This is a genomic window from Ruegeria sp. HKCCA4633 (genome assembly GCF_013034605.1).
Lineage (GTDB): Bacteria > Pseudomonadota > Alphaproteobacteria > Rhodobacterales > Rhodobacteraceae > Ruegeria.
Map to the genome: position 1 here is coordinate 357,465 of NZ_WQGJ01000003.1, position 13,762 is coordinate 371,226.

The 13,762-nt window shown below is 58.8% G+C and carries 15 protein-coding genes; 5 read left to right on the top strand and 10 right to left on the bottom strand.

Annotated elements, in window-relative coordinates; translation table 11 throughout:
* Positions 1–149: 149 nt before the first annotated feature.
* The 4 genes from GOV85_RS11100 to GOV85_RS11115 are packed head-to-tail and all read right to left on the bottom strand — an operon-like array spanning position 150 to position 3,770.
* Positions 150–860, bottom strand: coding sequence for a VIT1/CCC1 transporter family protein (locus GOV85_RS11100; RefSeq protein ID WP_171178008.1), 711 nt, complete (start codon positions 858–860; stop codon positions 150–152).
* 60 nt (positions 861–920) lie between these two features.
* Complete coding sequence (locus GOV85_RS11105) at positions 921–1,910, bottom strand: YcjF family protein (RefSeq protein ID WP_171178011.1); 990 nt, start codon at positions 1,908–1,910, stop codon at positions 921–923.
* Positions 1,903–2,358 (bottom strand): GNAT family N-acetyltransferase, encoded by a 456-nt coding sequence (locus GOV85_RS11110; RefSeq protein WP_171178013.1) that lies wholly within the window; start codon positions 2,356–2,358, stop codon positions 1,903–1,905. Before GOV85_RS11110 ends, GOV85_RS11105 begins: the two co-directional genes overlap by 8 nt.
* Positions 2,355–3,770 (bottom strand): YcjX family protein, encoded by a 1,416-nt coding sequence (locus tag GOV85_RS11115; protein ID WP_171178015.1) that lies wholly within the window; start codon positions 3,768–3,770, stop codon positions 2,355–2,357. The genes GOV85_RS11110 and GOV85_RS11115 overlap by 4 nt, the downstream gene beginning before the upstream one ends.
* A gap of 107 nt (positions 3,771–3,877) precedes the next feature.
* Between GOV85_RS11115 and truA the strand changes: the two genes are divergently transcribed.
* Positions 3,878–4,645 (top strand): tRNA pseudouridine(38-40) synthase TruA, encoded by a 768-nt coding sequence (gene truA, locus GOV85_RS11120; RefSeq protein WP_171178017.1) that lies wholly within the window; start codon positions 3,878–3,880, stop codon positions 4,643–4,645.
* On the opposite strand, the gene GOV85_RS11125 is transcribed toward truA, so the two are convergent.
* The 4 genes from GOV85_RS11125 to GOV85_RS11140 are packed head-to-tail and all read right to left on the bottom strand — an operon-like array spanning position 4,642 to position 8,380.
* Positions 4,642–5,604, bottom strand: coding sequence for a nickel/cobalt transporter (locus GOV85_RS11125; RefSeq protein WP_171178019.1), 963 nt, complete (start codon positions 5,602–5,604; stop codon positions 4,642–4,644). The genes truA and GOV85_RS11125 overlap by 4 nt on opposite strands.
* Entirely contained in the window at positions 5,589–6,284 is a 696-nt protein-coding gene (locus GOV85_RS11130) for a DUF1007 family protein (RefSeq protein WP_348540066.1), read from the bottom strand. The genes GOV85_RS11125 and GOV85_RS11130 overlap by 16 nt, the downstream gene beginning before the upstream one ends.
* A gap of 24 nt (positions 6,285–6,308) precedes the next feature.
* Positions 6,309–7,115 (bottom strand): thioesterase family protein, encoded by an 807-nt coding sequence (locus GOV85_RS11135; RefSeq protein ID WP_171178021.1) that lies wholly within the window; start codon positions 7,113–7,115, stop codon positions 6,309–6,311.
* 8 nt (positions 7,116–7,123) lie between these two features.
* Positions 7,124–8,380, bottom strand: coding sequence for an acyl-CoA dehydrogenase family protein (locus GOV85_RS11140; protein WP_217358290.1), 1,257 nt, complete (start codon positions 8,378–8,380; stop codon positions 7,124–7,126).
* A 104-nt stretch (positions 8,381–8,484) separates the two neighbouring features.
* On the opposite strand from GOV85_RS11140, the gene GOV85_RS11145 reads away from it, so the two are divergent.
* The gene (locus GOV85_RS11145) at positions 8,485–9,420 is read left to right on the top strand and encodes a glyoxylate/hydroxypyruvate reductase A (RefSeq protein ID WP_171178023.1); all 936 of its coding nucleotides are present in this window, start codon (positions 8,485–8,487) and stop codon (positions 9,418–9,420) included.
* 15 nt (positions 9,421–9,435) lie between these two features.
* On the opposite strand, the gene GOV85_RS11150 is transcribed toward GOV85_RS11145, so the two are convergent.
* Positions 9,436–9,792 (bottom strand): hypothetical protein, encoded by a 357-nt coding sequence (locus GOV85_RS11150; RefSeq protein WP_171178025.1) that lies wholly within the window; start codon positions 9,790–9,792, stop codon positions 9,436–9,438.
* 174 nt (positions 9,793–9,966) lie between these two features.
* Here GOV85_RS11150 and GOV85_RS11155 point away from each other — a divergent pair, with 174 nt between their 5' ends.
* From GOV85_RS11155 to GOV85_RS11165, 3 genes are all read left to right on the top strand, one after another.
* On the top strand, positions 9,967–10,794 hold the full coding sequence (locus GOV85_RS11155) for a bifunctional allantoicase/(S)-ureidoglycine aminohydrolase (RefSeq protein ID WP_171178027.1): 828 nt from the start codon (positions 9,967–9,969) through the stop codon (positions 10,792–10,794).
* Positions 10,795–10,911: 117 nt separating this feature from the next.
* Entirely contained in the window at positions 10,912–11,235 is a 324-nt protein-coding gene (locus GOV85_RS11160) for a hypothetical protein (RefSeq protein ID WP_171178029.1), read from the top strand.
* 54 nt (positions 11,236–11,289) lie between these two features.
* Entirely contained in the window at positions 11,290–12,276 is a 987-nt protein-coding gene (locus GOV85_RS11165; RefSeq protein WP_171178031.1) for a type I glyceraldehyde-3-phosphate dehydrogenase, read from the top strand.
* 46 nt (positions 12,277–12,322) lie between these two features.
* Here GOV85_RS11165 and GOV85_RS11170 read toward each other — a convergent pair whose 3' ends face one another.
* A complete protein-coding gene (locus GOV85_RS11170) occupies positions 12,323–13,753 on the bottom strand; it encodes a uracil-xanthine permease family protein (protein WP_171178033.1) in 1,431 nt (476 codons plus the stop codon).
* Positions 13,754–13,762: the final 9 nt, after the last annotated feature.

Here is a 13,762-nt window from a genome sequence, read left to right on the forward strand (position 1 = left end):
CTCCGATCTTTGTCTTGTGGCTAGGCTATCTTGAGAAGGCGAGCAATAACAGTCAGGAAAGCCGCGGCTTGGCTGACCCATACACCCGTTTCAGACAAGTCTACGCTGCCGGAGAGCGCCCGGCGGCAGCAACACCCCTGCTGCGACAACTATGGATGGAACAGAGACCCGACCAGATAAGCGATCAATGCGGCCAGCCCGCCGATCAACAGCGTCTCCATTCCCGATCGCCACCAAGGGGCCAGCGACCATCGGCTTTTGAGCGCGCCGATTGCGAAAAAGACCCCCATGGTCATCCAGGCAGACATCACAAATGCGTTCGGAATCGAGGCAAGGAAAGGCAGCAAGGGGATCATCCCGGCCACAAGAAACGCAAAAAACGTGGCCAAAGCTGCCTTCATCGGGTGCGGGTCAACACTGCCCAATCCATATTCACCCTCGATCATCAGGTTGATCCAATTTTCATGACTCGATGTAATCTCTGCCGTAGCTTCGTTCAAAACGTCGCCCGACAGCCCCTTTTGGGCAAGGATTTCGCGCACTTCCTCCCGCTCGCCATCCGGGTACAAAGCTATGTGGCGTTCCTCGACCGCGCGGATGCGTCGAATGTTGTCAAGTTCAGCCTTGGTGCCCGAATAATTGCCCGCAGCCATGGAAAACCCGTCAGCCAGCACATTCGCCAAACCCAGCGCGACGATAACAAACGGGGAAAGCCCTGCCCCCGCGACGCCTGCGACGATCGCAAAGGTGGTGACGGATCCGTCGATGCCGCCATAAACAACATCGCGCAACACACCTCGACCTGGTGGTGCATTGATCCGCTCGGCGATTTCCTGTGGGCTGTGACCGTGATCCGTCATGGCTGGCTCCTCCGACACTCCTAGTGTGGCGAAGGGCGGGCACTGACGCTTTGCTTTGGATCAACCCTTGGAAAACAGGCCTTGCAGAGCGCGTTTGATGATACCGCGCGTTGACGGTTTGTGCCGTTCAGAGAATGGCAGCGGGCGGCAAACCTCCATCGCGGCGACGCCCACACGCGCGCTCAGCGCCCCGTTCACCAGGCCCTCTCCAAACCGGCGGGACAGTTTGCTGAGAACGGACCCGCCCAGAACAGGCTCCAGAAGATCGTCGCCGACGGCCACAGCCCCTGTGGCGACCAGATGTACAAAAACGGCACGGGTCAGGCGCCAACTGCCAAGAGTACCGGCCCGACCGCCATAGATTTCCGCGACCCGACGGATCATCCGAAGTGACGCGGCCAGTGCGGTCACAACATCTGCCAAAGCCAATGGGACTAAGGCGGTCACAGTTGCAACTTGCCGGGCTGCGGCCTCAACCTCGCGGCTGGCGGCTTCGTCCAGCGGAGCCAGCAGTTCATCTTCGGCAAGGCTCAGCAAAGCCGAGGCATCAAATTGATCCCCCATACGCTCTGCCAGTCGGTCGCGGCCCCAGCGGGTCTCTTCCCGGCCTTTATAAAAGGTGATCAGACGATTGGTAACAACACGGGCCTGTGCCAGATCGGCATCCGCCAAAGCCGTATCCGCCGCGCGGCGCATTCCGTCGACCCGCGACAATCGCCCCAAAGCTGCCAATTCGCGGATCGCAATGATCAATCCAACCAGCACCAATGCCGCCAGCAAGCCAACTACGACCCACCCCAGAACTGGCGTCCGCGCCACCAGTGAAGTCGCAAAATCCCAAGCTGCAACAGAGATTGCCGCGCCAACAACAGCCAAAGCCAGCCCCCAAAACCAACGCGCCAAGGCGGATGGTTTTCGGGCGGCAAGCCTTGCAGCGCTCTGCATCGCCTGCCCCTGAGGTTGCGCGACGTCTGGCACCGGAGGGGCCTGCGCAACATCAGCAGCAGGCTCATCCGCTTCAAGATCGATCAGAACCGGGCCCTTAGCCATGGGTCATACCTTTGCTGCGCCAGACAAATTTAATGTCCGGCAGATTTTCGTCATTATCCGCGCCATTGCTGCGCGCTGCTTCGGCAAAGCCGTTGCGCTGATAAAATTTACACGCGCCTGTGTTGGCCTGAAACGCATACAAGCTAAGCCGGGTTTGACGGGATTTCGCGTGATCCAGCAGTTGCCGCCCGATCCCTTGCCCGCGCGCCTGCATGTGCAGGTAGAGTGAGTTGATCTCCGTTTCGTTCAGCGCCAGAAATCCGACCACGCCCACGTCACTTTCCGCAACAGTTACCCAATCCTGATCGATCATTTTACCACAAAAGGCGATGGTTTCAGCGCAACTGTGCAGATTTGGCATCCAGTCATTTTCCAAAGTGAAACCGTGCAGGATTGTCCCGATGGCACCGGCATCTGTGGTACGTGCAGGACGCAAGATAACGGTCACAACCTGTCTCCGATCAGGAACTGGGCTGCGCGATCCAGACGGATATGCGGCGGCCCATCGCCGGGTTTCAGGGTCAGATGCGCAGGGGCAAATGCCATGAACCCATAATCCTCATCCAACCAACTGTCCGCCCCATTTCGCGCCGGACCCAAAAGATGCGCTGGGTCTTCAGGCAATTCGCCGGGATAGAACGCAGCCTGTTTCCCGCTGTCCAACAAGGTGCCCCTCACGCATGGCAACTCCACCCCGTTGTGCCTGCGCATTTCTTCGGTCGTAGCGCGCAGCGAAGCCAACGACAGAGCTGCCGTCTGCGCCCCCGCGAAATTCGCGCGGTCTCGTGCCTCGCGTGTCAACGCTTCGATGATCGCCGTCATTCGGGGATGCTGCGTGTGGTGCAAGTGGTCGGCTTTAGTCGCCGCAAACAGGATGCGTTCGACCCGCTTGCCCAACAGCAACTGACTAAGCCACGCATTCCTGCCCGGACGAAAAGCCGACAGGATATCGGCCATCGCGCGGCGCATATCCTCAACCGCCTGCGGGCCTTTGTGGATCGCGCCCAGCGCGTCGACCAAAACCACCTGCCGGTCGATGCGCGAAAAGTGTTCGCGAAAAAAGGGTTTCACCACTTGATACTTATAAGCCTCAAATCGCCGCTCCATCTCACTCTGAAGAGTTTTACGGCGTGATGGTCCGGACAGAACCAAAGGCGCAAAGGTCAGCACCGGTGAGCCCGCCAGATCACCCGGCAACAAGAAACGCCCCGGGGTGCAGTCATAAAAACCAGCTTCACGCGCCTGATTGAGATAAGCCGTGAACGCCGTCGCCAGAGCCTGCGCGGTCAGCTCGTCATGCGCGCCGGACGGGTCTGTGGCCTTTACCTGCGCGAGGTACTCGGCGGCCTCGGCACGTGTCTCGATGCGCGTCAGTGTTTCCTGCGACCAATCTTCGTAGGATTTGTCCAAAAGGGCCAGATCCAGCAGCCATTCACCGGGATAATCCACGATGTCCAGATGCACTGTTCGTGGCCCCTGCAACCCGGCAAGCAACCCTGCGGGGCGCGCTTTGAACGACAAACGCAATTCGGACACAGCGCGGGTGCTGTCGGGCCAATGTGGCGTGGGGCCCGTCAGAGCAGACAGGTGGGTTTCATAGTCGAACCGGGGCACCGTATCGTCCGGCTGTGGTTGCAGATAAGCGGCGTTGATCCGCCCTTCTTGCTGCGCGGTCAGGCCGGTCATGCGGCCCCGATCCAGCAGGTTGGCCACCAGCGAGGTGATGAAAACCGTCTTACCCGATCGCGCCAGCCCGGTGACACCCAGACGGATGACCGGCTCGAAAAACGTCTCGGACACGCTGTCGCCGATGGTTTCGACGCCACGCACAAGACTGTCTGCCAGTGATGAGATGACCAAACTGTCGCCCCGCAATTTTCGTTTTACCCAAGATAGGTAGAGGGTGCGGCACATACCAGCGCTTTCGCCCCCTTGCCCGTTCCCGCGCTGCGCTGTACCAGCGACGCATGCCCAGATACGCGTTGAAAGTTGAATACCAAGGGGAACCGTTTGCCGGATGGCAGCGGCAAAAGGATCAGCCGTCCGTTCAGGGGGCCATTGAAGAGGCTCTGTCGCGTATTCAGCCGGGCGCGCACACAATCGCTGCCGCAGGTCGCACCGATGCCGGGGTTCACGCGCTTGGTCAGGTTGCCCATTGCGATATGGCCAAGGATTGGGACCCGTTTCGCCTGTCCGAGGCATTGAACTATCACCTCAAACCGCAGCCTGTGGCGATTGTGAAGGCCGCTCGGGTCGATGAGGATTGGCATGCGCGCTTTTCAGCGGTTGAACGGCAATACCTGTTCCGCATCCTGATGCGCCGCGCCCCGGCAACGCATGACCGGGGGCAGGTCTGGCAGATCAATCATCAGTTGGATGTCGATGCGATGCAGGACGGGGCAAACATGCTGCTGGGACGGCATGATTTCACCACGTTCCGATCCTCGATCTGTCAGGCTGCGAGCCCTGTAAAAACCCTGGATGAATTGCGGGTCGAGCAGGTTCCGGGCTTTTCCGGCCCCGAGATCCATTTCCACGTGCGCGCCCGATCTTTCCTGCACAACCAGGTACGCAGTTTCGTGGGCACCTTGGAACGTGTCGGCGCCGGTGCTTGGACACCCGAGGACGTGCGCGACGCATTGAAAGCTGAAAACCGCGCAGCGTGCGGACCGGTCTGCCCACCGCAGGGGCTGTATCTGGCGCGTGTTGGCTACCCGGAGTCCGTGTTCGACTAAATCGCGCGCATAAGCAAACCGCCGGCAATCACTGCAATGACAAGACCAGCGACCAGTTCGATGGTCGGGGCCAGAACCGAAGCAAAGCGTGTGGCCGAGGCAGAGGCCAGCAGCCCTCCACGCAAACCGAAGGAAGTCCAACCGACCAGCGTGGTTACTGTGGCCGTGCCCAGCGCCATAGCAAAAGCCCCGGCGACACCTACCATTGCAATGCCCATCTGCCAGGTCAGGATCAGCACGAACAAAGCACCCGTACAGGGCCGCGCGGCAATACCGGCGATCAGGATCATAGCCTCGCGCAGAGTGCCCACATTTGCGACCTCTTCCGCCGTTGGTCCATGCCGATGGCCACAATCCGAGCAGACACCGTCATCATGGTGATGTGCATGATCGTGGTCGTGGTGATGGTCATGACTATGTTGGTGGTCGTGAGCATGGTCATGATCATGCGTTGCCTGGCTTTTTTGCCGCCGCGCGAAACTGCGCAAAGCACGGAACACCAGCCACAGCCCGATCAAAGCAATCGCGCCATAACTGATTGGGGCCATGACCTGCTCGGTCGCGCCCACAAGGCTTTGGCGGGACATCTGAAAAACCAATACCCCGGCATAGATCAGAACTATGGCTGTCACGGCTTGCCCTAGACTGGAAAGCACGCTTATCGCTGACAGCCGCCAGAAAGCCACGCGTCGACCCAGCCCGTACCCGCCGATCAGAACCTTACCGTGACCGGGGCCGATGGCATGAAAAAAGCCATAGGCGAAACATACAGTCAGCAGCGTGGCGACGGCCTGGGGCTGTTCGGCGCGTGCGGCACGCAGCGAGCGGGCGATCTGGTTCTGAAATTCGCGTTGCTCACCCGCGGCCCAAGCCGCAAGGGAGTCAAACCCGCCGCTTCCCCAAAACCAAAGAAGCAACCCACACGCAAGCGCGACCGGAACAATCAGGTAGCGGGACATGAAACGCGAATCTCGGTGGCAAAGTTTTCTCCGACCAGGGGAATATCGTTTTCCTCAAGATCGTAATCTGCATCCAGCGTCAGCAGAAATGCCTGCATCTGAGCCAACTGGCCATCGATATCCGGGTCGAAACGCTCTATCTTGCAGGCAACGGGGCCTGACACGACAACCGGGCGTGTCACTTCGTAGGCCGTGTAATAAGTTTCGTCGAACGCCTTCGCCGACAAAGCGCTGGCGGGAACTGCCTCCCCTTCGACCGCACGCAGATGGGTGGTAACGATGCGGCCATCCTCGGTTGTGGCACTTGGTGAAAGCGGGCCGGACAGGGTGACCGGCATTCCGCCCGCAGTCACAACCAGATCGCCATTATATCCCTCGATCCATTGCGCATCGAACCCGGCCAGAAACTTTTCTTCGCTTTCGGTCAACACACCGTCGCCATCCTGATCCAGCCGCATATCTTCCAGTTGCAGCAGGGAAAACAGCTCATCATAGGCCCATGTCACGCGGATATGGGTCAGTTGACCACTTTCATCCACGATGAATTCAAGCCCGGTGTCGATAAAGACATGTGGGTGGGCCATGGCCGGGATCGGCAAGCAGCAGGATATAACTGTGAACAACCATCGCATGAACGCAAGATAGGTCCGGCTGTCCACCGCGGCAACGGCTTTTGCCATCAAACTGCAAAAACCGGCCGAGTGTCATCCCGGCGGAAACAGCACCAGCGTCTGCAACGCCGTGCCAACGGGACCTTGCGTGTCATAAAGCACCGATTGTGACATCCCGATGCCCGACGGCTGCCAATGCGAGACCGAGTTTGTGGCCAACCAATCGGAAATTGGCTCGCGGTGAATATTTACGGTCAGGTCCGTGTTCATGAAACCCATTTCCGACGTCGGCGCGTTCCACGAAATGCCGTTGCCGCAATCGGCCAGCGGACAAAGGGCCTGAATGGGCGATTGCACTTCACCCTGTAAAAGAAGCGGGGTCCGCATCCACACCGTTTTGGGCCCGGCCCCCTGCTTGCCGCCTGTCGGATACCGAATGTCGCTGTAATGGGCAAAACCGGGCAGGTCGTGACGAATCTCACCAATTGGAAACGGGCCGTCGACTGTATCCTCGATCCGGGGCGCGGTGGTTTTCACATTGGCAACCGGTCCAAGATCACGACGCACCAGGTGCATGGTCGAGGCCGTAGCACAGAGCGTGTCGTTCAGGTCGTGTACCGTAACCCGCGTGGTGGCCAGTGTCTTTGTGTGGCGCGTGGTTTCCGCTGCAACCCGCAAACCGGCCAACGGCAGAGGGCGCAGCAGGTCGACAGTCAGACGGGTCAGCATCTTTTCCGGACCGACTTCGGTTTCCGCCGCACGCACGATCAAACCACTCACTGGCCCTGCATGGCAGTGATCGGCAGACCATGGACCACGTGCGGGATCGTTGCCGACAAACGCCCCGTCTTCTCGTTGATGAAAATAGGTCTTGTCGGCGAAATCGAGCGCTGCTGCCATAGGCCCCCTCAGATCTTTTCCTGCGTGTATTTCTTTAGCTCGGCCCGCGCCACCTGACGGCGATGCACCGCATCTGGCCCATCGGCCAATCGCAGGGTCCGCACATGGGTCCAGGCCATCGCAAGCGGTGTGTCTTGGCTGATGCCCTGCGCACCGAACATCTGTACCGCTTCGTCAATCACCTTTAGAGCAACCCGAGGTGCGATGACCTTGATCTGGCTGATCCACGGCGCAGCTGCCCGCGCGTCGCCCTGATCCATGTACCAAGCGGCTTTCAGGCACAGCAGCCGGGCCATATCGATCTCCATCCGGCATTCGGCAATGATGTCGTAATTGGCCCCAAGCTGCGCCAGTTTCTTGCCAAACGCCTCGCGTTGCAGCGACCGTTTGCACATCTGCTCCAGCGCGCTTTCGGCCTGTCCGATGGCGCGCATACAGTGGTGGATGCGGCCCGGCCCAAGGCGACCTTGCGCAATCTCGAACCCGCGCCCTTCGCCCAGCAGAATGTTTTCAGCCGGAACGCGTACGTTGGTGAAACGGATATGCATGTGGCCGTGTGGTGCATCATCGTGTCCGTAAACCTGCATGGGGCGCAAAACCTCGATCCCTGGAGCGTCTGCAGGCACCACGATCATCGACTGCCGCTTGTACTTGGGCTGTTCGTCGCCGCCGGTTTTGACCATCACGATATAGACCTTACACCGTGGATCGCCTGCGCCTGAGGACCACCATTTTTCACCATTGAGGACATAGTCATCCCCGTCCCGCACACAGGACATCGACACATTGGTCGCGTCAGACGAGGCCACGTCAGGCTCGGTCATTAAATAGGCAGACCGGATCTCACCTTCGAGCAAAGGCTTCAGCCATTGCTCCTTCATCTTCTCAGACCCGTAGCGTTCGAAAACTTCCATATTTCCAGTATCCGGGGCCGAGCAGTTGAACACTTCGGCCCCCAGGGGGGTCTTGCCCATCTCCTCGGCGAAATAGGCGTATTCGACGGTGGTCAGCCCAAATCCCTTGTCACTGTCGGTCAGCCAGAAATTCCACAGCCCCGCCGCCTTGGCCTTGGCCTTTAGCCCTTCAAGAATTTCGGCTTGGCGCTGTGTGTACTGCCAGCGGTCGCCCTTGTTGATTTCGGCGTGATACTCTTCTTCCAACGGCATGACCTCATCCCGAATCATATCGGCAACACGTTGCAGAAGAACGCGATTTTCCTCGCGCAGGGTAAATGACATGTTCACGGGCGCATCCTCCTGGGACATCGAGACAGGGCTATACTTTCGCGGCAAGGATGGCTTAACTGCCCCAAGCCTGTCCACCGCAGTGACGGGACGTCACCACTTCAAAATCAAAGCAGGAGCTGCGCATGGCGTTGTTGATCGAAACCGGGTTGTCCGATTGGATAGGCGACAGTGAAATTGCCGCCAAATTGCAGGCTGCTGCACCCGATGCGGATATCCGCACCCCTGAAACGCTTGGAAACCCCGAAGACATCACGATGTTGGCCTTGGTCAATATGCAAAGCGACCATCCCACACGCTTGCCGAACCTGAGGCTTGTTCAGAAGTTGGGGGCGGGCGTGGAAACCATTGTAAGCCATCCCGACCTTCCAGCCCATGTCCGCATCGCGCGTCTAAAGCCAGATGCACCGGCACAGGGTATCGCCGAGTGGTTTGTGGCTTACATCCTGCGCCGCCAACGGCATATGGCGTTCCATGAGGCCGCCCAAGCCCGGTCGGAATGGTCGCCGCGAGAGCCGATCTTTACACCCGACACAGTCGTAGGTGTTCTGGGTCTGGGCCATATCGGTGCCCGCACCGCCTTGATGCTGCGGGCCATCGGATTTCAGGTCATGGGTTGGAGCCGCACACCAAAATCCATAGAAGGTGTGACCTGTCTGCATGGACAAGACACCCTGCCCGAGCTTTTGGGTCAATGCGATCATGTGTGTGCTATTTTGCCTTCGACACCACAAACCGTTGGTTTGTTCGACGCAAAAACGCTGGAGTCGATGAAACCCAGTAGCCAGTTGCTGAACGCCGGGCGCGGGGATCTGATTGACGAAGCCGCCCTGATCGAAGCGCTGGACAAAGGCACACCGGCTCATGCCGTGCTGGACGTTACATCAGTGGAACCTCTGCCGCAGGGCAGCCCGTTATGGGCCCATCCCGGCGTGACGATCACACCGCATGTCTCGGGGTGGCATCTGGGCGACGCGCTTTCAGACGTCGCCGAGAACTTTCAACGGCTCAACTCTGGCGCGCCCTTGCTGCATGAGGTGGATCGAGCTCAGGGCTATTGAGGCCCGTACCGCAGATCAGGGCGTGAGAATCCAGTTGCCATTGCCGTCATTGCACCGGCGGGTTCTGATCTCGCGGCTCTGATCCCCACCTTCCGGCTGAATTATGTGTTGAAGGCTGACGCAGTTCCCCTGCACATTTTGCACCCGGATCGTGCCTTTTGATCCGGTGTCGTCATTTTTCCAGGCCCGTTCCTGACCCACGGATGGCGTACCACTGGTCAGCAATGTGTTCGCGGTTACGTTGACCACTTCGAAATCCGCAGGCGACAAGCCCATCTCTGCAATGATTCGCGATAGGGGCTTGGCGTCTGCCAAACTGGTCATCAAAAGAACACCACAAGCGACGATTGCGGGCAAAAACTGGGCTTTCATAGCGGCCTCACAGAACTGAAATCATTTGTGTCCAAGGATATACCGCTGCCGCTGCAGGGCCAAGCCCCTGACGTCGACCTTCAAATTATCCCGAACAAACCTATCGCGCCGGTGGACCTATCTGCGCACGGTCTTTGCGCCCATAGTGCCGTACAAACGACCCAGAGGCTCATGATGACCAACCCAACCTATTTTGCCCCAACCGGGGGCCATCCCGGTCAGGACCAACTGTTGACCGACCGCGCCATGTTCACGGACGCTTATGCGGTCATTCCCAAAGGCACGATGCGCGACATCGTCACCAGCTCCCTGCCTTTCTGGGAAGGCACGCGCCTGTGGGTTCTGTCGCGTCCGCTCAGTGGTTTCGCCGAAACGTTCTCGCAATACATCATGGAGGTACAACCCGGCGGTGGCAGCGACCAGCCTGAAACCGAAGCACAGGCCCAGGCCGTTCTCTTTGTGGTCGAGGGGGCTGTCACCTTAACCCTGAATGCCGAAAAACATGTATTGGAAACAGGGGGGTATGCCTATATTCCACCGGGAAGCGACTGGGCATTGCACAACACGGGTGACGCAGTCGCCCGGTTCCATTGGGTCCGCAAAGCCTATCAGTCGGTGCCCGGGCTGCCTTTGCCCGATCCGATCATAACCAACGAGCGAGACGTGACACCGGTCGAAATGCCGGGAACACAGGGCCGCTGGTCGACCACGCGGTTTGCCGACCCTCAGGACCTGCGCCATGACATGCATGTGAACATCGTCAATTTCGAACCCGGCGGGGTCATCCCGTTTGCCGAGACCCATGTGATGGAGCACGGGCTCTATGTGCTGGAAGGCAAAGCCGTCTATCGCCTCAATCAGGACTGGGTCGAGGTTGAAGCGGGCGATTACATGTGGTTGCGCGCCTTCTGCCCGCAAGCCTGTTATGCAGGTGGTCCGGGGCGATTCCGGTATCTGCTGTATAAGGACGTCAATCGGCACATGCCGTTGTCTTTGCCCTAAGGTAAACAGGTGGCTCGCAAAGGTGTCCCGTGAATTTGTGGCTTCGGGGCTTCACACGCGCGCCGGAATTTGCTGAAATCCAAGCAAATTCTGATTTTAAGCATTGGAGATTGTTCCATGAAACTGCGCCCTGCCCTGCTGGCCATCGCCGCATTCGCCGCATCTGCGACCCTTTTCACCTCGCCCCTTTCCGCCAAGGAAGAGACCAAGTCCGTGTTCGTCATGAGCCGCACCTGGGCGGTGACACAGGTCTCTGACGCGCCGGTTGTGTACCGCGCCACGCGTGACAACAACAACCTCAACCCGTTTGGCCCCCCGCCACGTTTGCGCACGCTTCAGGCCATCGCCGCCATTCAGCAGGCAACCGGGTGCAAACCGATCGTGGCCAGCATGTATCAGAACATCTCGGGCCAGTTCTTTTCCCAGGTCAGCTGCAACTGACAGAACGTCAGTTAGGGCATTGAGGTCGTCCGACCACCCTGCCATAGCTTGCGCATGAAACTCGCGATTAACGGATTCGGCCGTATCGGCCGTACGATCCTGCGGCAGGTTCTGGCCCTGCCGGAGGGGTCAGATATCGAGCTGGTGCTGATCAATGACATCGCACCGCTGGAAACCTGCGCCTACCTGTTCAAATACGACAGCACGTTCGGCCCCTACCCGGGCGATGTGTCCCAAGGGGATGCCGCGCTGATTGTGGATAGGCGGACGATCCCAATGACGCACAGTGCCGATCTGACTCGCGTTGATCTATCGGGCGTGGATGTGATGCTGGATTGTACAGGCATTGCCCGCAGCTCTGACGTTGCGCGCCGTGGTCTGACCGCAGGGGCTGGCAAAGTCCTGATCTCGGGTCCTTCGCCCGCTGCCGATGTCACCATTGTTCTCGGAGCCAACGAGGAGCAATTGGGAAGCGCCCGGATCGTTTCAAACGCGTCCTGCACTACCAATGGGTTGGTGCCGCTGGTCAAGGTCATCGACGATATCGGCGGTGTTGCGGCAGGGCACATGACGACAATCCACTGCTACACCAATAGTCAGCCCATGGTAGACGCCCCGCGCGGCGACCTCGCCCGCTCACGTGCAGGTGCCCTATCGATGGTGCCCACCACATCGAGCGCCATGCACTTGATAGACGTCGTTCTGCCGCATCTGGCCGGGCGCATCTCTGGGGCGGCTGTCCGCGTTCCTACAGCAAGTGTGTCTGCCGTGGACCTAATAGTGACACTGGAACGGGGCCTGAGCGCGGATGCCTTTGAAGAGGCGCTGAAAGAGGCCGTTGCTGCATCCCCGGTCCTTGGCTGGACAGACATGCCGCTGGTCTCGTCCGACCTTCGCGCACGCTCGGAATCTCTAGTCATCGCCGGCACTGAAACCCGAATGGTCGGTGAAAACCAGGTGAGGGTCTTTGGCTGGTACGACAATGAATGGGGTTTCTCGACGCGCATGCTGGACGTGGCCCGCCTTATGGCTGCCCAATAGCCGGACCGCGCCCCGCAATTGCGTGTGCGATCCGGCGTCGGCTTGGTTATTTGTGCCCCGACAAACTACCGGAACCGTGCCCGGACATCCCACCAGATACTTCTTCTGTGGCCTCGTCCGTAAGCTCTTCCGGCAGAACGAGATTGAGTACGATGGCAATAACCGCCGCAGGCAACAACCCACTTTTCATCAGGATACCCAGCGTGTCCGGCAAGTGCTGAACTGCATCGGGTTCAAGCTGCAACCCGAATCCGATGGAAAGCGAGATTGCAAAAATCACCATATTGCGACGGTTCCAGTCGACGTCAGACAGCATCGAAATACCCGCAGCCACAACCATCCCGAACATGACGATGACGCCCCCGCCCAACACCTCAATTGGAATGGTCCGGATGATTGCACCGACCTTGGGAACCAACCCGCACAGGATCAGGAACAAGGCACCAATGGTCACGACATGGCGGCTCATCACGCCGGTCATCGCGATCAGACCGACATTTTGGCTGAACGACGTGTTGGGCAATCCGCCGAATACACCGGCCAGCGCTGAACCGAAACCATCGGCGTAAGTAGCACCCGAGATTTCTTCATCTGTCGCTTCTCGACCTGCACCACCTTTGGTCACGCCCGAAACATCGCCAACAGTTTCGATGGCAGACACAAAAGCCATGAGGCAGAAACCGATCACAGCTGCAAATGAGAATTCAAACCCGTATTTAAACGGAACAGGCAGAGCAAACGCCGAAGCGCGACCCCAGCTTGCACCAATCGCTTCAAAGGTCACCATTCCGACCATCAATGCGTAAAGGTATCCAACCGCCAGACCAATCAGGACTGCTGAAACTGAAAGCATACCCCTGGCGAAGAATTTCAACGCAAGCGTTACAACAACAACGACCATCGCCGCTGACCAGTTCAGCATTGACCCGTATTCTGGTGTGCCGATCGCCGGAACCCCTCCAGCAGCGTACTGGATGCCAACCTTGACCAACGCCAGACCGATCATTGTGACCACAAGACCGGTCACCAGCGGCGGCAGAGCGAAGCGTATCTTCCCGATGACAGCCCCCAGACAGGCATGGAACACACCGCCGATGATCACGCCCCCGAACAAAGCTGCCAACCCGTCGACCCCTTTGCCCGCCACAAGAGGGATCATGATCGGCAGAAAGGCGAAACTTGTTCCCTGAACAATCGGCAACGCTGCCCCAACCGGACCCACAGTGACCGTCTGCAACAACGTTGCCACGCCGGCAAATAGCATCGACATCTGGATCAAGTACAAAAGCTCTGGGAAATCAGGCGAGTTCGAACCAAACCCAAACCCAGCTGCGCCAGCGACAATGATTGCAGGTGTCACGTTTGAGACGAACATCGCCAGAACGTGCTGAATACCCAGTGGAATCGCCTTGTGCAGCGCGGGTGTGAAATTCGGATCCCGAAGCTGTTCGGGTGTTCCAATTGAAGTTTCGGCCATGGGCACTGT

What these genes read in the sequence shown, in the direction of transcription:
- GOV85_RS11100 (WP_171178008.1), bottom strand. Translation starts at nt 860, where the DNA reads ATGACGGATCACGGTCACAGCCCACAGGAAATCGCCGAGCGGATCAAT.
- GOV85_RS11105 (WP_171178011.1), bottom strand. Translation starts at nt 1,910, where the DNA reads ATGGCTAAGGGCCCGGTTCTGATCGATCTTGAAGCGGATGAGCCTGCT.
- truA (WP_171178017.1), top strand. Translation starts at nt 3,878, where the DNA reads ATGCCCAGATACGCGTTGAAAGTTGAATACCAAGGGGAACCGTTTGCC.
- GOV85_RS11125 (WP_171178019.1), bottom strand. Translation starts at nt 5,604, where the DNA reads ATGTCCCGCTACCTGATTGTTCCGGTCGCGCTTGCGTGTGGGTTGCTT.
- GOV85_RS11130 (WP_348540066.1), bottom strand. Translation starts at nt 6,284, where the DNA reads ATGGCAAAAGCCGTTGCCGCGGTGGACAGCCGGACCTATCTTGCGTTC.
- GOV85_RS11135 (WP_171178021.1), bottom strand. Translation starts at nt 7,115, where the DNA reads ATGGCAGCAGCGCTCGATTTCGCCGACAAGACCTATTTTCATCAACGA.
- GOV85_RS11140 (WP_217358290.1), bottom strand. Translation starts at nt 8,380, where the DNA reads ATGTCCCAGGAGGATGCGCCCGTGAACATGTCATTTACCCTGCGCGAG.
- GOV85_RS11145 (WP_171178023.1), top strand. Translation starts at nt 8,485, where the DNA reads ATGGCGTTGTTGATCGAAACCGGGTTGTCCGATTGGATAGGCGACAGT.
- GOV85_RS11150 (WP_171178025.1), bottom strand. Translation starts at nt 9,792, where the DNA reads ATGAAAGCCCAGTTTTTGCCCGCAATCGTCGCTTGTGGTGTTCTTTTG.
- GOV85_RS11155 (WP_171178027.1), top strand. Translation starts at nt 9,967, where the DNA reads ATGACCAACCCAACCTATTTTGCCCCAACCGGGGGCCATCCCGGTCAG.
- GOV85_RS11160 (WP_171178029.1), top strand. Translation starts at nt 10,912, where the DNA reads ATGAAACTGCGCCCTGCCCTGCTGGCCATCGCCGCATTCGCCGCATCT.
- GOV85_RS11165 (WP_171178031.1), top strand. Translation starts at nt 11,290, where the DNA reads ATGAAACTCGCGATTAACGGATTCGGCCGTATCGGCCGTACGATCCTG.
- GOV85_RS11170 (WP_171178033.1), bottom strand. Translation starts at nt 13,753, where the DNA reads ATGGCCGAAACTTCAATTGGAACACCCGAACAGCTTCGGGATCCGAAT.